This window comes from Bacillus sp. SH7-1, from assembly GCF_008042405.1.
Lineage (GTDB): Bacteria > Bacillota > Bacilli > Bacillales > Bacillaceae_G > Bacillus_A > Bacillus_A thuringiensis_N.
Genome location: NZ_QNUD01000052.1, coordinates 20,866 through 40,107, shown reverse-complemented (window position 1 = coordinate 40,107; position 19,242 = coordinate 20,866). Strand labels below are relative to the sequence as shown.

The following is a 19,242-nucleotide window of genomic DNA, read 5'->3' as shown; positions in this document are numbered from 1 at the left end:
AAGAATGAAAGATAAACGAAAATCTTTGTTTATTGTGTTTGTCATTTTAGTTGTAGGTGTAACAGCTTTTAATATCTATTTGAGCAAAAAATCAATGAGTGATGGTAAAGAAAAGCAGTTAAAACTTTCAAATGAATTACTAACAAAGCAAAATGAAAACTTAAAAAAACGACTGGATAAGGTGCTTCCTTCCGCACAAGAACAACAGAGAAGGGCGTATTTATCGACAGCCGAAACGTTTATACAATTATCATTTCACAGAGAAAAAGAAGGGTACAGTGAGCGAAAAGAAAAGGCAAAATCCATTATGAGTGAAGAACTTTTACAACAATTCTATCCAACAGATAAATACGAATTAGGAGATACGTATAAAACAAAACCAATAGAAATGAAGTTTTATTTACAAGAAAATGAACCAGATAAAGAGGAGGTAAATGTACTAGCCGAATTTATAAATGTCACAACAGATTCAACGCAAAACCGAGAAGAAAAAGTAAACAATGTGTTACGAATCATCATGAAAAAAGAAAATGAAACATGGCGAGTTACAAGTGTAGAAGAGTTAAATATGAAAGTTTTATAACGAAAAAGGTGGGGTGAGAGTGTGATAGGAGCGATTGGTAAGAAGAGTGAAAGAATCAATCTAAGAAAAAATAAGTCGTGGATATACTTAACAATTATCAGCTTTCTATTTTTGGGTTTTTTCGCTTTCTTGACATCAAAAATTTACATGCCAAATGATGAAAAACTATTCCATACAGAGACAAATAAATTAATTAAGTTGTCGGGTATGGGGAAATTGATTGTAGAGAAAAGGGAATACAATCCACATAAAAACTTTATACAAATTTACTTTCGATTAGAAGGATATGAGGAAACAGGATATACATTTAAAGCACAGCAAAAAGCAAATCCAGGTGTTCAATTACCTGTCAAAGTATTGTATGAGGAGAACGGAAAATACGTAATAGAAGTAAAAGACTTATCTCCGAATTGGGGAGCGTTAGCCTTCGATATTTACAATGAAAATGGTGAAAAAGAACAAATGGATATTCGTAAATTCACACAAGATGTGAACGAATATGAAGAAGAAAATGCAGCCACAAAAAGTCCGAATAAATTAGTTCAGACGATTTTTACCGATCAAAGAAAAACAAAAGCAAATGACGAATTGATAGCTGAAGATAAAAAAACATATGAGCTAGATTTTATAGAAAGAGACAAAAAGGATATCGAAACAAAGATAAAAAAATATGGGAAAGCAATCAAACTGGAAGAAGAAAATGCGAAGACAGTTTATGAAAAAGTAAAAGAATTACAAGATGAAATGAAGTACCAAACTGAAGCAGAAAAAACGGAAACACAATCAAAAATAGCATCCTTAGAATCTAAAATAAAATCATCAGAAAAGAATGTGGAATTGTTTAAAGGGGAACAAAAAATTGCACGAGAGAAAATCAAAAAGTTAGAGCAAAAGGCACAAGAAATTAATAAAAAGTGAAAAAAGTCATGTCGTCAGTGAGTACTCACCAGTTAAATTTGAGTACTCATTGAGTGCTCATCTGTTGGTTTTTGTATCGTCAGTGAGTACTCAACAGTTTAATTTATGTCATCAGTGAGTACTCACCTTGCAGGTTTTCTTGTTCCCATCGTTTTGCTAGGCTCCGCCTAGCTTCACACCTTAGGTGGGAACAAAAACCCCTTATGCTCTTCTCACTATTTTTTGATCTCTACCCAGAATTGCAGAAAGGAGAGGGAAAAGTGGAAATTAGAATAAGAGAAGTAGATCCAATTGCCATAAAGAAAATAGATGAAATGGCAAAGAGAAAGGGAATATCTCGGCAAAAATTTTTGAAAGCCCAAATTGAAATGCTGGCATTTTTTCAGCAACAAAATAAAAGGGAAATGGAATTAGAAAATCTCATTGAAAAGAATATCCATATGATGAGTGATTGTTATAGCGCAATGGAAAAAATGAATGAGTTTATTCAAATGATGATGCAGGATGTTGAAAATGAATAATGCCGTTCCTGTTCAGTCTTCCGTCACACCAGGTGTTGTTTTAAAAACAAAATTTGTGTTGCCAAGTTCGGATGCTTTTCAGAACTATATTGATTATGTAGATCGTGAGGAAGCGAAAAGTGAAGTGAAGCTGAATCCGAAAATGTTCGAAACGTATCAAGACTATATGGGGAATTCAGAAAAGACCTCGGCACTATTTACGGAACACGCAAATCGTTTAACAGAAAGTGAAAAAAAGTCCTTAAAGGAAATGTTTAAAACCGCTCATGAGAATGGAAGTATCATGTGGCAAGATGTCATTTCTTTTCATAATCCCTGGTTAGAAAAACAAGGGATTTATGATGAGAAAACAAAAACGTTGGATGAAAAAAAGTTAATGGATGTAACACGGCTTGCGATGAAGGAAATGCAAAAAAGAGAGGGGATGGAAAAAAGCTCTATCTGGTCGGCAGCCATTCATTTTAATACGGATAATATTCATATTCATGTGGCAACTGTTGAGCCATTTCCAACGAGAGAACGTGGTAAAAGAAAACCAAAAACGTTAGATGCGATGAAGGGAAAAGTCGTAAACAATTTGTTAGATCGTAAGCAGGAACAAAAACAAATTAATGATCTGATTCGAAACAATATGGTGGGAAGGAAAAAAGAGGATTCCGTTTTTGATTGGCGCAATCAACATCTTAAGCCGTTATTTTTACAAATCTATAAACAGCTACCAAGTGACAAAAGACAGTGGCAATATAGCTACAATACGATGCAACCATTAAAGCCGGAAATTGACAAATTAAGCAGTCGATATATTCAACATCATCATAAAAAAGATTACGATCAGTTTCTCCAAAAGCTAGATAAAGAAGTGCAAGTTTTTAAAGAAGCATATGGGGAAGGAAAGTATGATAAGAAGCAATATGAAAATTACAAGACGAATAAAATAAATGACTTGTATAAAAGAATGGGGAATGCCTTTTTACAAGAAATGAAGGCATATGATAAGGAACAAAAGAGAATCCATCACATGAAGAAATCAAAGCCATTTCAAAAATTTCAACAGAATGTTTCTATTCAGTATTCTATGAGAAAAGTGGAACGTGCTTTTAAAAGTGAATATGAAAGCTGGAAGAACCAAAAGTATTATGAGCGTATGCAAAAAGAAAGTGCATACCAAAATGAGAGGGGTTATTAAATGAGTACAATTAGAAGACAGGTAACGATGGATCAAGAGACAGAGGATTATATAAAGGATTACATGGAGGAACACGGAATTCGATACACAGGGGAAGCAATGGGAAGAATTTGCAAGGAGCATGAAGCGGCAAAAAATACAGAATGGTCGTTAAATTATATAACAGAAGTGGTATCAAAAAACTTACATGATGTGTTAAAAAGTGAGCTAACAAAAATTCGTCTTGGTGCAAATAGTGCGGATAGAAATACACAAGTTTTAATCGAATTAATGAATGGATACTTTTTTGCTAATGACCTGGATTTAGAAAGCATTATTACAACGGATAAAATAGAAGTCGGTGGCGTGAAAGTTGCAAAAGAAGTCGTAGCGGAACGAATTAGTCATGCAAGACAAAAACGTATAGATCATGAGGCATCAAAGAACAATGTAACGTAAGCTACATTGTTTCTTTTTATAAAAAAACAGGAGGTTATTAGGATGTTATTATTTCATGAAGATATGGCATTAGGAGTCATTAAAGAAATTGGAGAAGATGAACTTGTTTTACTTGTAAAAGATGAAGAACTAACAATCAAAATTACAAGAGAACAAGTGAGAGAACTGGCAGTCCTTGTTATGAATCAAGAAAATATGTTAGTTCCGGTTAATGTAAAAACTCACGAACTTTTCTTTGATACAGCTGAGAGATGGAATGAAGAAGAAATGGAGGAATTGCAAAAAGCGAGTGAAAGAGTAGGAGAAGATCATGAGTAAAAATTATAAGAGAAAGTATCAAACGAAATCACCAGAAGAAAAGAAAGAAGCGGTGCAAGCTTTAACAAAAAAGATGGAAAAAAGCGTAGAAGGTTATTTTCGTACACCGGGAGATTTAAAAGAGTACTTAACGTTTATGGCAAAGTTTTATCACTATTCACCATCTAATATTTCATTAATACAGAGTCAATTCCAGGGAGCCAATGCAGTTGGTTCCTTTTCTTTTTGGAAAGAAAAAGGATTTCCGGTTAAGAAGGGTGAGAAAGGAATTAAAATTCTTGTTCCAAACCGAACTGTAGCAAAATTCAAAGACAAAGAAGGCACTTGGAAAACAGTAACTAAAGCAAGTGAGCAAGAGAAAAAACAAATTGAATCTAAAAGCGTAGAAGTAATACCTGGTCGCTTATATTTTGCTGTGGGCCATGTGTTCGATGTGTCGCAAACAAACGCAAAAGCGGAAGATCTACCTCGTATTTTTCCGAATCGTTGGCTAGAAGGGAGCGTTACAGATTACCAGAGTTTGTATAAAGGAATGGAAGCCATTGCGGAAAAAAACGGTGTGAAAATCATTGCACCAAAATCAGAACTGGGTGTCGCAAAAGGTGTGAGCTATCCCCTAACAAAAGAGGTTGCCTTGAACCCTAGAAACAGTGAATTACAAAATGTAAAAACACTTCTTCACGAATTGGCGCATGCCAAACTTCATACCGCAGAGACACTTATGAATTACACAGCACCAGAAAAAGAGTTTCAAGCAGAGATGACCGCTTACGCCGTTTCTTCTTATTTTGGAATTGATACAAGCGAATATTCGTTAGGATATTTAGCGAGCTGGACACAAGGAAAAGAAATGAAAGATAAAACCAAGTTGTTGAAAGAAGTACATGAAACTTCAATTGAGTTTATTGAAACAATTGAAAACACACTAGAAAAGGAAAAAGAACAAATAAATGAAAAAGAGGTGGAAAATATGGCAAATCAAAATGAAAAACAGGACGAAAAAAATATTTTGTTGGTTGAATTTATGAGTTTAAGTAACACGACACAAGAACTTGTTTCCGTTACAGAGTTAAGGGAACAAACGGATATAAACAGAGCGTTTGAGCCGGTAGAAGGCGCAGAAAAATTGAGTGATAAAGAATTTATTGATGCATTTAACGAAGCGAATCAAGAAAAGTATGCAGCACTAAATCAAAATGAAATAAATCGTCCAACTATGTTAGTTCAGTGGAGCGAAAACGAAAATTTTAAGGGTAGTCAGTTGATTCCATTTGGAGAGGCCAATGAAAAAATGGTAGAAGTCATTAAAAATATTGAAAAAGCAAAAGAGGAAGCAAGAGAAAGGGATGAATACGTACCATATGATAAAACTCGTTATCATATTGCCATTCCAAAAGAAGTAGATAGAGATTTTGGGAGAATGGAGCTTGTGAGTATGGATCGTTTGGATATGGGGGATGGGGACTACAAGACACCGTATGAACAAGTATTAAACGAGAAAAGGTATTTATCGGATGAAGTAAAACAAGCGTTACGAGATGAAGTGATGAATTATAGAAATAACAAAGAAATACCGATGGAAAAAGCACAAGAAAATACATTAGAAAAACTGAAAGAGACACCCAATCACTTAGTTACAATTGAAGTATTAGCAAACGGTATACAAGATGAAGAACTGGCAAGAATCCACATGATGGATGCAGTTACGAAAGATATCAATTATTTGTCTGTATGGAATCAAGATAAAACAGATCGGGACGATTTATACGTTTCCCTAATGGAAAAGAACGGGAAACGAGAAAATGTCTATTTAGATAACATTTTGAAACCAGATCTATATGAAAAGGTTCAGAGTTCTATCTTTGATGGAAGAGGGAATTTGTCATTTGTTGTTTATGAAAAAGATGCAAATATGAGTCTAGATGAAATCGTAAAAGATGAACGATATGGACTCTTAGTTGATAAAGCGGAGGGACAAAAAGATTACTCATTTAATGAAAAAGAAGTGGAATTATATAAAGAAATGAAGGCAGATGGATATGCACCTATTGCTTCTCTAGATAAACAAATTCAGCCTTTAAAAGAAAAGGGGCCAACTACATTAGATAAAGATTTAAGCCGAAAATTCGAAGCGTACAGACGTTCACAATATGAAGAAACACCAGATAATATTGATAGTATTGTCACTCGTGTAAAAGCTGAAGAGCGATATTATACAACAAAGTATGTTTCGATTGATAATGAGTTGGTAAGCCAAGAACACGTAATGAAATTAGAAAATCGGGTGGATGAGAAACTTGGGAAAGAAGGAATAACGGTGAATCAGTCTACAACTTTAAATGAAATGGATGTAGATAAAAGTTTTCAACCATTAAACGGAAAACAAACGAACAACAAGGAAAAAGAAAAGGAGCGAGAGCCTATTGATCCAGGTAATGTAGACCAGTCAAGGATTACAAAGAAATCAAGTAGAAAAAGAGAAACAATGGAAATAGAACGATAAAAAATTGTATAGCAGGAACGCCAGATTAAATCATTTTTTGTTACTCAATTGAGAAAACAGAAAGTGATTTTTTTATATCTAGAAATGAAAGAGGGTAAAAGGAAAAGCCCTCTTTCTCATTTGTAAAACGAAAGGAGAGAATGTCATGAATGTATGGCTGTTTGCGAGCTGTATGTTCCTTGTAGCAGTCTTTTTGAACACATTGTTATTATTCGTTCACAGAATGATGAAAAAGCGAAGAAATAAAAAATGGAAGCGTAAAACTGAAATTGCAGATTAATAGGAGGGACTACGTATGGGAAAAACGTTATTTATTGCTGAAAAGCCAAAGGTAGCTGTTGAATTATTAAAATCACCTAAATTTAGAAACTCACAAAGGTATCCAGGGAGCAAGCCGTATTATGGCTACTATGAAAATGAAAAATACATTATTAGTTGGTGCCGTGGGCATTTATTAGAGCTAAAACATCCGGAAGAAATGGATGAACGATACAAAGAATTCAAATTTGATCATTTGCCAATTATTTTAGAGCCGGAATATAAAGCGAAATCGGATAGTCTTGAACAAATTCAAATATTAGTGAAGCTTTTAAATCGTCCGGATGTAGATCATGTGGTCAACTCCTGTGATGCGGATAGGGAAGGTGAGCTTATCTATCGTGAGATAGTTGAACATGCAGGTGTGGACAAACGAGAATCCCGTCTTTTTATCTCTTCCTATGAGGCCGCAGAATTAGAAGGAGCCTTAAACCGATTAGAACCAGGAACAGACTATGACGGGCTTGCGCAATCCGCTAAAGCAAGGCAATACCTGGATTATATTCTAGGGATTAATGTTACAAGAGGATGTACATCCAAACTAGCAAAAAATCAATTTTTATTGGCTTCTGGTCGTGTTCAAATGTGTATCTTGAATGAAATCCGTCAGAGGGAAATCGCTATCCAAAATTATAAAGAACAAACCTATTATAATTTAAAGCTACTAACGGAAAATGGTTTATCACCAGTAATGAAAACAGAAGATCAACTGATAGATCCATCGCCACTACAAAAGCTTGGAGATAGCTTGAAAGAAACGAATGTAATTGTAACGGAATTTAAAGAGAGTACGAGAAAAAAGAAACCAAAATTATTATATAACTTAACGGATATCTACAAAGATGCTCACGCCAAACTGAAGATAAATGCGGAAACAGCAAAAAAGCATATTCAGAGTTTGTATGAAGAAGGCTTTATCACATATCCTCGTTCTTCATCCAGGCACTTACCTACAGAACAAGTGGAACGAGTGAAAGAAGTAATGGCAGCATTAGAAAAGAGTTCCTATGCAAATCTCGTACAACAAGTAATCCTATCTTCTATTACAAAAAAACACACTACATTTAATGATGAATTAGTCAGTAGTCACTTTGCCATCATCCCAACAACAAAATTATATGTCGGGACCAATCGAGATCCATTAGAAAAACAGTTATATGACTTAATTGTAAAACGATTTATCGGGAACTTTATGAAACCAGCAATCTACCTGGTAAGAGAAGTACATTTTATAGATCAAGAGGGCAACACATACAGTACAAAAGAAAAAATCCTACAAGAGAAAGGGTTTCTAAGTGTGTTTCAAGAGGATATAGAAGAGGGGTCAGTTGAAGCATTCCAGATACCTATTTTACAAGAAGGAGATTCTTTCAGAATCGTTCAGTATGACTTGATTGAGTCTCGAACAAAGAAACCAGCCTTTCATACGGAAAGTTCCATTTTAACCTTTATGGAAACGGCAGGACGTAAATTAGGTGATGAACATTTGAAGGAACTCATGAAAGGGAAACGGATTGGGACAGTGGCAACGGAAGAAACATTTATTCCGAAGCTGTTAGATCGTAGCTATATTGATGTCACCAATAATCAAATTCGAACGACACCTATTGGTCGTGCTTTTATAGATGCTTTTCCGGTAGATACAATTAAAAATCCAGCTTATACGGCTGAGATGGAAGGGATGATTTACATGATTGAAAAGGATGAAATGAATTATGAAGAATTCGTAGAAAAAACAAATACGTTTGTAAAAGATACGGTGGAACAATTAGGCGCAATGGATGATAAGGTGTCGGATAGCATTATTAATACCTGGAATCAGCAGATTGAGGTGTGCAAATGCCCTTGTAGAAAAGGGAAAATCCTTCATAAAGGCAACTTTTACGGGTGCAGTAATTATCCGGAATGTGAAATCTCCTTACCGAAAAAAATTAAAGAAAAAGCGATTCCGGAAGCGCAAGCGAAAAAGCTGTTTGAAGATAAGAAAACAGATCTTTTAAAAGGATTTAAGTCCAATGAGAAGGAGTTTTCCGCTTATCTCGTGTTACATGAAGGGAAAGTTAAATTTCAGTTCCCAACACAAGAGGAGCTGTCATTTGGTAAATGTCCAAAATGTAAAAAAGGGGATATGCTTCATCGTAAAACATTTTATGGTTGCACGGAGCATAAAAACGGATGTGATTTTATGTTACCAGCCAAGATGAAAGGGAAAGCAATCCCTGGTGATCAGGTGAAAAAGTTAATTCAGTATAAAACAACGGATTTTATCAACGGCTTTCAAGGAGAAAAGGGAGAATTTACAGCAGCTATCTATATGGAAGCGGACAGAAGTTTGAAATTCCGTTTTCCAACGACTGAAGATCGTACCATTGGTAAATGTCCATTGTGTAAGAGTAAGGTTCTTGTAGGGAAAAGTAACTACTTATGTGAGAAATACAAAAAAGGCTGTGACTTCATTATTTTTGGTACATTCTCTGGTAAAAATTTAAGTAGTAACCATGTGAAAAAGTTATTAGAAAAGAATGTAACGGATCAGATCAAAGGGTTTATCTCAAACAAAAACGGGAAGAAATTTGACGCTCGTTTATCATACAGCGTACAGGAGAAGCGATTAAAATTCTTATTCGGCAAATAAAAATGAAATGTAACAACTATAAGTAGCAAAAGAGGACTAGGAAACGGAATAGTCCTCTTTTTTATTTCATTTTATAGAGTAAAGGGGGGATTCCGTAATGGCATATGTCAGTGCGGAGGATGCGATGAAAGCAAGAAAAGTTGACTTGATTTCATATCTGGAAGCAAAAGGAGAAACGTTTAAGAAAGAAGGGAACTATTATCGTCATACGGAGCATGACAGTCTCATCATTAAAGGGAATCAGTACGCCTGGAATAGTCGAGGAGAAAAAGGATATGGAGCGATTAGCTTTGCGATGATGTACTATGACATGACATTCCCACAAGCCGTGATGGACATTCAGAAGGGGGACTACAAAGAGTTTGATCGTTCAAAAGCTGAAGAGGAGCGCAGAAAAGAGCAGCAGCCATTTAGTTATCCCAAACACCTGGAAGTAAATAAGCAAACAGAGATAAAAGAATATCTAATTCATGAACGGAAAATAGATCCTCGCTTGGTGAATTGGCTGATTAAAAAGGATCTCATCGCCCAGGATAAGAAAAATAACGTGGTGTTCAAATGGAGAGAAGAAGGAGGCAAAGGGCAAGTAATTGGTATGAACCGTCAAGGTACGGTCAAAATGGAGAATAAAAGAGGAAGCTTTAAGCAAATTGTACCGAATTATGAAAAAATCAATGCCGGTTTTACGGTTGATGTAGGTAAACCGGATAAGATTTATTTTTATGAAGATCCTATCGACATGTTATCTCATTGGAGTATCAAGCAAAATAATATACAAAACGCTCGTCTGGTTTCTATGCATGGATTGAAGTCAAAAACAGTGATTCAATCTTTAATGGATGCGAAAAAAGAAGGGCACGATATTAAAGAGGTCATCATGGCAGTTGATAATGATAAGGCTGGGAAAGACTTCATTCAGACAATGAAATGCTTTGTAGATCTTAAAGAGGATATTCCAACGAATGAAAAAGATTGGAACGATGTTCGAAAGAAACAAGTCAGTGAGCACCAGGCAAAAGAAACAGGCCAACCAAAGAAAATGAAACCAATTAAAGAGGTGGAGCGAAGTGTCTAATCTACCAGAAATGCCAAACATATTACAAATTTTGATGTATGGTTTTATTCTGTATGTTCTTTTTCGTATTTGTAAATTTATGTACCGGAAGTTCCAGGAGCGAAGAATATTAAAACGAATGGCTAAGTCCGGTATTCGTTATATAGACAAAATGGACGGACATCAATTCGAAGTATATCTAAAAGCTCTCTTTCGAGAGTTGGGTTATTCCCCAACAGTTACAAAACAGTCAAATGATTTCGGAGCGGATCTGGTGTTAAAGGGGAAAAATCGTATTGTCATCCAGGCAAAACGCTACGGGATGAAAAATAGAGTCGGCATCAGTGCCGTACAGGAGATATATGCAGCACAAGCCTATTACAAGGCACAAGAGGGCTGGGTTGTAACGAACAGTGTGTATACAAGGCAGGCGAAAGAATTAGCGGAAGCTTGCAAGGTAAAACTAATAGATCGTGTAGAACTTCAAAAACTGATTAATAAAATCAATCCCGAATATTCGGCTGAAAATGTATATCAAGGGGTAACACCTGCAGCACGGAAATGTCCAACATGTAAACATGATTTAGTGATTCGTAATTCAAATAAAACCGGAAATAAGTTTTTTGGTTGTTCTCAATATCCTACATGTACACATACAGAACCAATCAATACATGAGCTGTGATGAAAATCCAGCTCTTTTTTCATTTGTTTAAAGGATACATGAAAAAAATCAGTTTAACTAAAAAACGCCCCTTCAGATTTAGTTGTATGGGCTTTTAATGGAGTTATTAATATAATAGTCGTATTTGTTATAAAAACGCATGTAAAGGGAGAGAGGGAATTTATATGCGTTTTTAGATTTTTTAGGAAAAATAAAAAGAGTAGCCATTATTTACGACTTAACCCTTTGTCTACGATCTGACGAATTGCTTCGTTTCGGTTCTTCAGCTTATTTTCATGCCAATAATTTTCTATTTGTTCTACTTGTTCTTTTGTAAAAGTAACTAAAATTTGAGTGTACTTGTCTTTATTAACCGCCATATTACAACCTCCTCTTTAAAAATAATTATAAGTTATATAACTTTGTTGAGGAGGTTATTACATGGAACGGAAAGTTAAAAAGATGATGGCTGATCTTCAATTTATTATGAATCATGGTCAAATCAGTGTAGATTTTATGGATCAAGGATATAAAAGAATGCTTTTTAGTGCATTAGAAGCTACGGGAAAACAGTTTCATGTGCATACCAATGAACATAATGAAACAACCTTGTTCTTAGAGTTAGTTTAGTAAATTAACGCAATGAGGAGCTGTTAATGATGGAGCAGTTAACCATTTTTGACGTAATGGATGAAACTACAAATAAGCTTTATGAGGTATTAGAGAAAAATGGATTAAATTATAAGATTCGTAAGTACTATTTATATTCAGATTATCAGGGAGCTGTTCAATATTACTATATAAGAACAACTGATAATACAATTATTGATTTGTGTCTCTCGGATTTTCCAGAAATCTTCGCTGTCCATGAAGGATTTAGCGATAAACAAATTAGAAAAATATATAACTGGAACTTATAAGTCTATTTAAATAACAAATTTAATTATTGGAGGAATGAAAAATGAAAATTGGTGTATCTGAGTGGAAAGCATTGAAAAAAGAGACAAAGTTAAAGCTATTGCGCTATGCGATGTTAGAAAGTAAGTATAAGTATGCAAAATAAAAGCTCTTCATTTGCAAAAAGCAAACAAAGAGCAGAAGTCATGAGTGAACGTCTAGGAAAGAAATTGGCAGATTTCTTTCCTCTATATTTTAACATATAAAAAGTTGTAGAGAAAAGGAGGCGTGTAGAATGGAAGAAGGTCGTATTTTCTTTCAGAAAGGGGTTAAAGAATTTCTTATTATTATGGTCTGTTTTTGGTTCATTATGTTTCTCATGTATGGTGAAAGCCTGTTACAATAGTAAAGAATAAATTGGGTGCAAATTGATAATGAAATGGGGAAATATGCTGGATGAAAGCAACCGGAGTAACTAGAAAAGTGGATGAATTAGGGCGGATAGTAATTCCAAAGGAACTTAGAAATACGCTTGGGATTAAAGAAAAATCGCCATTAGAGATTTTTGTAGAAGGGGAAAATATTATTTTACAGAAGTATCAGCCTGGTGGTGTTTGTGCATTAACAGGAGAAGTGTCAAATCGTAACATGGCATTAGCAAATGGTAAGATAACATTAAGTCCAGAAGGTGTAGAACTATTACTAAAAGAAATAGAACAGTATCTTGTAAAATAGTGCTCCTTTCAAGGGGCTTTTTTTACGGTTAACATAATAATTTCACGTACCGTAATGAAAAAAACTAAAAAAATGCAATAATAGTCTACATTTAATTTTGTGTAGACTTAATCAGTTAAATGGAGAATGTATTGTATACTCGGGATAAATTTCTTGCGAAATATGTACCTAGAGCCGTATTTTAATTTAAATGTGATACGATAATTGTATATATGCATTTAGATGGTAAAGGGGGATGAGTGTTGATGAAAAACCATATAAAAGTAAATGGAAAACTCCTTCAGACAAATAAAAAGTGGTCACATCTCCGGAAAAAACAAAAAGATCATATTGTTACTGTATTTTTACAAAATGGCGTTCCAATACGTGGCAGATCCTTGCAACAGATAAATTTACCGTCCTAATGATGGTTCATGGTAAACAACAACTAATCTACAAACAAGCAATCTCTACACTTGCTATATAAAAAATGATTGTAGGCTATAAAAGAAGAGGAACGCACTTATTTAAAGTGCGTTCCTTTTTGACATACACCTGTGATCTACAGATTGCTCTTCAATAATATTTGGTTTCAAATTTTGATTTTTAATTGGAGTTACTCTGTTACTGACTTAAATGACTATGTAAACTATAACATAAGTAATTCTTTTTATTATTATATGTTTGTTCTTTCTTGTTGCAGAATCCTTGTCTTGTTATAAAGATTCTCTTTTTTGTATTACGAATCTACAAAGGATACCGCCAGCATTTTGGAAAAACCCACGCTAAGAACATGCAGGATTTTATACAGTTTTTCGGCTAATCCAGTAATAAACAAGAGCCCTGTACCCTCGCCAGGATAGGAATGTATAAAAAGATGAATAGAATTATAGAAAAAGAAAAAGACGAATCCCTACTTTCAAAGGGAATTCGCCTTTTTCTAGCTACCGATAATGATGCGTTATGTTAACTTCACATGCATGTTTATTAATTACCTGATTAGAGATATATGATCTAAACTTAGCTTATTTGAGGTACTAAGTTTTTTAATAAGAATAGTCATTTATTGTTATGATTAAATTTATAATATTTTTTAGGGAGGAACTCAATTTGAAGAAAACATTAATTGTTGGAGCATTATGCTTATCGATCGCTGCTTTAGCTGCATATAGTAATGGCGGTGAAGAGGCATCCACTAAAGCGAACAAAAATGAGATTATTATACATATACCTAAAGAAAAATCTAGAAACCTAGAACGATTTGAAACATTTTCTCAAAATGTAAAAGATAAGAAAAATGACGAAATACAAATTAAAAATTATTTAACTGACGAGGAAGCAAAAGTACCAACTTTACAAACTGTAACTTATAAAGATGAAAAATTCACTTTTACTTACAAGTACAAAAACGACTATAGAAAGGATATATGTAATAAGCTTGTTACTCCTCAAGAAACACATGGTATAGCATATATGCTAAGAGATTGTGAACAGTCAGAAGATGGTATTATACTTCATAATACAGCGAAGGACGGTGAAGGAGTACACTCCATAAAAGATAAGTCTATTGAGTTTATTAAAGTTGAGGGGGATAAAACCTACATATTCGTAAAACAATTTGATGTTGGAGCATTCGTGAACGCTATCACTCATATCGGGCATACACATTCAAATATATCCAGTACACACAAGCCAAATTTCAAAGTAAATGTTCACTTTGTAAGTGGAACAACTCAAACATACTATTTGTGGATTGACAAAGAAAAATCACAAGGAATAATTATGGATTCAGAACAAACGAACCAAGGACATGAAATCGATAAAATATTTGTAGATGACATTATAAAAGCGTTAAATTAAAACGATACATTTTAATGCGCCTTGTTAAGATGCACTTTTAAGATAATTACATTAACTCCATTACTATGTTAAAAATTGACTGCCATAACAGGTGATTTTCTTATACTCTCCTATACTTCCGCTAACGATAATTATGTAAATAAGCTGTCCATATGGGCAGCTTATTGTATTTTTTGCTTAGCGTTTTTCCGAAATGCTAGCGATACCCCATAATTACAAATCACCCCTACTCAAAAAGTTAACGGAACTCTAATTCTATTAACTAAAATGATGCGTGGCCCCAAAAAAAAGTAATCGTTGCCGTGCCCTTGTTAGGAACATATGCATTTTATTGGTTTTCATTTTATCTTTGCACCAAAACCCTATATTTACATGTAATTTTGCATATCTAAATAAAAAGGATTTATATATAAATTTACTATTAAATTATATTAAAAACATTTTTTTGAAGAGATTCATATAGCCAAATGAAGGTTATTATATTTTCAGATTCCATTATCAGCGTAGAACTATTTCACTTAGTGAAGTGATTAAAAGTATTTGATTTTTAAGATATAATATATTTCTTAATATGACTATAAAATGTCTGAAATATCAAATATAAATGTTGGCATTTTATTGTTTACTTATTAAAAATATAGTGTTTAAATGAGGGGCGTAAGGTCCTTACATTCTATGGAAATAAATAATAATGCGAGTTTCTTGAGTTTAAAACTCTATCCTAAAGAATTCTCCTCTCTCAAATGCGCAAGGAGAGAGACAAGTTCAAGATATATGAATAAAGTTGTAAAAAAATTATAGTGAAGAGGTGTTTGGAATGATATTCATAAAGATGCAGAATTCATTTCGAAAGACATCGCTTTTAAATAAGAATAGAACTGAAAATTAAGACCTATATAGGAGGAATATAAAATGATGAAAAAAATCCCGTACAAACTAATCGTTGCATCGACTCTTTTAACTATAACAACAACATCAGTAGTCTCACCAGTAGCAGCTTTTGCAAGTGAAATTGAACAAACCAACAATGGAGATACGTCACTTTCAGCAGATGAAGGGAAGATGAAAAAAACACTGCAAAAGGCTGGATTATTTGCAAAATCCATGAATGCCTATTCTTATATGTTAATTAAAAATCCAGATGTGAATTTTGAAGGAATTAATATTAATGGATATGTGGATTTACCTGGTAGAATTGTACAAGATCAAAAAAATGCAAGAGCACATGCCGTTACATGGGATACTCAAGTAAAAAAACAGCTTTTAGATACATTAACAGGCATTATTGAATACGATACAACATTTGAAAATTATTATGAAACAATAGTAGATGCGATTAATACAGGGGATGAAGAGACTTTAAAAGAAGGGATTACAGATTTACGAGCTGAAATTCAACAAAACCAAAAGTCTGCACAACAATTAATACAAGAATTAACTAATTTAAGAGAAGCTATTGGACGAGATATTAGAGCATTTGGAAGCAATAAAGATCTCCTGCAGTCGATTTTAAAAAACCAAGGTGCAGATGTTGAGGCTGATCAAAAGCGTCTAGATGAAGTTTTAGGATCAGTAAACTATTATAAACAATTAGAATCTGATGGGTTTAATGTAATGAAGGGTGCCATTTTGGGACTACCGATAATCGGCGGTATCATAGTGGGTGTAGCAAGAGATAATTTAGGTAAGTTAGAGCCTTCATTAGCAGAATTACGTCAGACTGTAGATTATAAAGTAACATTAAATCGTGTAGTTGGAGTTGCTTATAATAATATTAATGAAATGCATAATGCACTCGATGATGCTATTAACGCTCTTACTTATATGTCCACGCAGTGGCATGACTTAGATTCTCAATATTCGGGAGTACTTGGACACATTAAGACCGCATCTCAAAAAGCTGATCAAAATAGATTTAAATTCTTAAAGAATAACTTGGATGCGGCTAAAGACAGTTGGAAAACATTAAGGACAGATGCTGACACATTAAAAGAAGGGATAAAAGAATTAAAAGTGGAATCTGTTTCGCCACAAAAATAAGAGAATAAGGGCATAGCCACATCGCCATCAAGCTAAGATTAAGTAAAAGTCCGTCAACTAGATTTTTTCTATTTTCTAAAGAGCTGATATCAGCTTTCTAAAAATCTGCATACCAAATAAAGCCTAACGGGTTTCATTTTTTTAATTAAGCTACATGATTGTGAGTAACGAAATAATTGTACACGACACCCAATATATCAAAGACTGTTTTTTTCTCATATCGATGAGACTTTCGTCCATTTTTATGCAAGAGATTGAACAAACGAAGGAAGGTCTTTGAGAGTTCCTGGGTGTTTTGTTGTAGAGATTGATATATAAGTAGGTAGTAATCTTTAATGATATAGACCGCTTTATATTCACTTAGTTCTCGTTTCTTTTTGACGAGGAGTAAGTGACGCATTTGAAACATAGTGGAGGAACAAAGAAGGATACTAATTAATTGCCCATATAAATGACACTCTAGCCGTTCTAATTTTACAGAATTACAATGATGAATACGAAAAAATGATTTCCATGTTTTAAATATCAATTCAATTTGCCATCGTAAGGAGTAAAAATCGTATACTTGTTCCTTCGGTAGATATTCCGAAGGGATATTCGTAATGTAAAAGTTTATTGCACTAAGTCGCTTACTGCGTTCTTTATAGGTGATTTGTTTCTTATGTTCTTTAGATGCTAAATCTTTTTGCCTACGTTTCATTTGTGTTTCAGTTAATTTATATAAGATAAGTCTTGCAGGAAGTTTTTGATACATTCCGATATAAATCTCAGGAATCTCATATGTTTCACCAGACTGTAATTGGTCAATAAATTGCTCCATATCTAGTTGAATGTACTCAGAATGCTTTTTTATTGTTCCATTGTGAAAGTATTCAGGTTCCCTATTCTTTTGATATATACGAGTATTGAGCTTTAATCGTGAAATAAAATAAGCATCACACTCGCTTATAGTATGTAGATCTTTTAAGTCAAAGTATCCTAAATCACGTATACATACATCGTGTGGTTGAAGAGACGTTAGGCAAGTGGATCCATAAGTTTTATCATTGTGTTTTCCCGATCCTACATGAACATGTAGAAACTGACCACTTAGTAAATCGTACTCTAATTGAATTTTCACACCAGCACTTTGACCACTACCTCCTGAACCTTGATATGTAGAGGGAAATTTATCCGGAACCTGAAAATGTGTAGAATCCAATACACGAATCCGACGAAAATAGTTTGTATACGATGTTGGAATTTGGCTAGATAAACAAAATTGTTGATGAAGTAAAGAGGCTAATATTTGTTGTAACAACTGTACAGCTTGGGAATTAAAGCGTTGATTGAGTCCTTCTGGACTCATAGAAATACCTGTGTTAACTTCTAATCGACTACATAGTTGTGTCAATAAAGTATTTGCTATGTTTTCGCTTAACCAAACACATAAAGCTACTAAATCTTGTGCACGATATTTACTTTTTCGTTGAACAAACCCTATCTCTCTAGCTAATTTCTCTAGAGCATGTGGTGACATATGTTTCTGTAATTCTTTAGAAAACAATTGTAATTCATCAGAAATCGATAAATTCATACCAAAAACGCCACTCTTTCTGTATATTTCTACAAAAAGAATATCGTTTTTTTCATTTTATGTATACAATTTTTTAGCTTGATGACAATGTGGCGATACCCAATTTAATAAAACGAGATAGGAGATTTTATTCACTTACTAAAAAAAAGTAACTATTTTCATTGACAGGAAAAGATTGGTTTTGTATTATACTTACATAAGGTAAGTAATTAACCTTTTTGTGTAAAGTCTTTAATTAAAGATATTTAATGAGGGAGGGAATAAAAATGAAAAAAGTACTATTTATTACAGCAAATCCAAATTCAGCAGAAGCATCTTTCGGTATGGCAGTAGGGGAAGCATTTATCGAAGCATATAAAAATGAACATCCACAAGATGAAGTTGTAACAATTGATCTATTTAACACAACTGTACCAGAAATTGATACAGAAGTATTTGCAGCTTGGGGGAAATTCGCAGCAGGTGAAGGCTTTGAAACGTTAAGCGAAAGCCAACAGCAAAAAATTGTAGCAATGAATACAAACTTAGAAGCATTTATGAACGCAGATCGTTATGTATTTGTAACACCAATGTGGAACTTTAGCTATCCACCAGTAGTAAAAGCATACTTAGATAACCTATCTATCGCAGGTAAAACATTTAAATATACTGAAAATGGTCCAATTGGATTATTAGAAGGTAAAAAAGCACTTCACATTCAAGCTACAGGTGGCATTTACTCTGAAGGAGCATATGCAGTAATGGACTTTGGTCGTCAACACTTAAATGCTGTATTAGGATTTATGGGTGTATCTGATACAGAATATCTTGCAGTTGAAGGAATGAATGCAAATCCTGAAAAAGCACAAGAAATTAAAGAGGTAGCAATTGTAAATGCACGTGAAGTAGCAAAACGTTTCTAATATAGAAAACTCAAAAATGTCCAATTGGTTCAGTTTTATTAACTTTAGGTACAGGTATCTTCATTGGCTTTATTTATAAATAGGTTACGAGATTCATCCGGATTATTGAAGAAAAAA

At 33.8% G+C, this 19,242-nt stretch carries 19 protein-coding genes and 1 pseudogene; 18 read left to right on the top strand and 2 right to left on the bottom strand.

What is annotated here, in order from left to right:
• Positions 1-4: 4 nt before the first annotated feature.
• The 11 genes from DN390_RS28575 (at position 5) to DN390_RS28530 (ending at position 11,150) form a co-directional block, all read left to right on the top strand.
• On the top strand, positions 5-583 hold the full coding sequence (locus DN390_RS28575; RefSeq protein ID WP_147809144.1) for a MerR family transcriptional regulator: 579 nt from the start codon (positions 5-7) through the stop codon (positions 581-583).
• Between the two features lie 21 nt (positions 584-604).
• Complete coding sequence (locus tag DN390_RS28570) at positions 605-1,501, top strand: hypothetical protein (protein WP_147809143.1); 897 nt, start codon at positions 605-607, stop codon at positions 1,499-1,501.
• A 260-nt stretch (positions 1,502-1,761) separates the two neighbouring features.
• Positions 1,762-2,022, top strand: coding sequence for a hypothetical protein (locus DN390_RS28565; RefSeq protein WP_147809142.1), 261 nt, complete (start codon positions 1,762-1,764; stop codon positions 2,020-2,022).
• A complete protein-coding gene (gene mobP2 / locus DN390_RS28560; protein ID WP_147809141.1) occupies positions 2,015-3,208 on the top strand; it encodes a MobP2 family relaxase in 1,194 nt (397 codons plus the stop codon). Before DN390_RS28565 ends, mobP2 begins: the two co-directional genes overlap by 8 nt.
• Complete coding sequence (locus DN390_RS28555) at positions 3,209-3,646, top strand: hypothetical protein (protein WP_147809140.1); 438 nt, start codon at positions 3,209-3,211, stop codon at positions 3,644-3,646.
• 42 nt (positions 3,647-3,688) lie between these two features.
• Positions 3,689-3,964: a hypothetical protein gene (locus DN390_RS28550; protein ID WP_147809139.1), complete on the top strand. Its 276-nt coding sequence runs from the start codon at positions 3,689-3,691 to the stop codon at positions 3,962-3,964.
• Positions 3,957-6,467: an LPD25 domain-containing protein gene (locus DN390_RS28545; protein ID WP_147809138.1), complete on the top strand. Its 2,511-nt coding sequence runs from the start codon at positions 3,957-3,959 to the stop codon at positions 6,465-6,467. Before DN390_RS28550 ends, DN390_RS28545 begins: the two co-directional genes overlap by 8 nt.
• 145 nt (positions 6,468-6,612) lie before the next feature.
• Entirely contained in the window at positions 6,613-6,747 is a 135-nt protein-coding gene (locus DN390_RS31440; RefSeq protein WP_255255171.1) for a hypothetical protein, read from the top strand.
• 15 nt (positions 6,748-6,762) lie between these two features.
• Positions 6,763-9,420 carry a type IA DNA topoisomerase gene (locus DN390_RS28540; RefSeq protein WP_147809137.1) on the top strand — a complete coding sequence of 886 codons (2,658 nt, stop codon included), beginning with the start codon at positions 6,763-6,765 and terminating at the stop codon, positions 9,418-9,420.
• A 97-nt stretch (positions 9,421-9,517) separates the two neighbouring features.
• Entirely contained in the window at positions 9,518-10,495 is a 978-nt protein-coding gene (locus DN390_RS28535; protein ID WP_147809136.1) for a DUF3991 and TOPRIM domain-containing protein, read from the top strand.
• Positions 10,488-11,150, top strand: a complete 663-nt coding sequence (locus tag DN390_RS28530; RefSeq protein ID WP_147809135.1) for a restriction endonuclease — start codon at positions 10,488-10,490, stop codon at positions 11,148-11,150. Before DN390_RS28535 ends, DN390_RS28530 begins: the two co-directional genes overlap by 8 nt.
• Before the next feature lie 213 nt (positions 11,151-11,363).
• On the opposite strand, the gene DN390_RS30920 is transcribed toward DN390_RS28530, so the two are convergent.
• Complete coding sequence (locus tag DN390_RS30920) at positions 11,364-11,516, bottom strand: ribbon-helix-helix domain-containing protein (protein WP_000290205.1); 153 nt, start codon at positions 11,514-11,516, stop codon at positions 11,364-11,366.
• 61 nt (positions 11,517-11,577) lie between these two features.
• On the opposite strand from DN390_RS30920, the gene DN390_RS28525 reads away from it, so the two are divergent.
• The 6 genes and pseudogenes from DN390_RS28525 (at position 11,578) to hblA (ending at position 16,647) form a co-directional block, all read left to right on the top strand.
• Positions 11,578-11,766 (top strand): hypothetical protein, encoded by a 189-nt coding sequence (locus DN390_RS28525; protein WP_147809134.1) that lies wholly within the window; start codon positions 11,578-11,580, stop codon positions 11,764-11,766.
• A 26-nt stretch (positions 11,767-11,792) separates the two neighbouring features.
• The gene (locus tag DN390_RS28520; protein WP_147809133.1) at positions 11,793-12,056 is read left to right on the top strand and encodes a hypothetical protein; all 264 of its coding nucleotides are present in this window, start codon (positions 11,793-11,795) and stop codon (positions 12,054-12,056) included.
• Positions 12,057-12,489: 433 nt separating this feature from the next.
• Positions 12,490-12,768 (top strand): AbrB/MazE/SpoVT family DNA-binding domain-containing protein, encoded by a 279-nt coding sequence (locus DN390_RS28515; RefSeq protein ID WP_147809132.1) that lies wholly within the window; start codon positions 12,490-12,492, stop codon positions 12,766-12,768.
• 329 nt (positions 12,769-13,097) lie between these two features.
• Positions 13,098-13,234, top strand: a pseudogene (locus DN390_RS31435) (RNA chaperone Hfq).
• Positions 13,235-13,857: 623 nt separating this feature from the next.
• Positions 13,858-14,607 (top strand): YhfM domain-containing protein, encoded by a 750-nt coding sequence (locus tag DN390_RS28500; protein WP_147809131.1) that lies wholly within the window; start codon positions 13,858-13,860, stop codon positions 14,605-14,607.
• 912 nt (positions 14,608-15,519) lie between these two features.
• Positions 15,520-16,647, top strand: coding sequence for a hemolysin BL binding component B (gene hblA / locus DN390_RS28495; protein ID WP_147809130.1), 1,128 nt, complete (start codon positions 15,520-15,522; stop codon positions 16,645-16,647).
• Positions 16,648-16,792: 145 nt separating this feature from the next.
• Here hblA and DN390_RS28490 read toward each other — a convergent pair whose 3' ends face one another.
• Entirely contained in the window at positions 16,793-18,223 is a 1,431-nt protein-coding gene (locus DN390_RS28490) for an IS4 family transposase (protein ID WP_147809129.1), read from the bottom strand.
• Between the two features lie 266 nt (positions 18,224-18,489).
• Here DN390_RS28490 and DN390_RS28485 point away from each other — a divergent pair, with 266 nt between their 5' ends.
• A complete protein-coding gene (locus tag DN390_RS28485) occupies positions 18,490-19,125 on the top strand; it encodes an FMN-dependent NADH-azoreductase (protein ID WP_147809128.1) in 636 nt (211 codons plus the stop codon).
• Positions 19,126-19,242 lie beyond the last annotated feature (117 nt).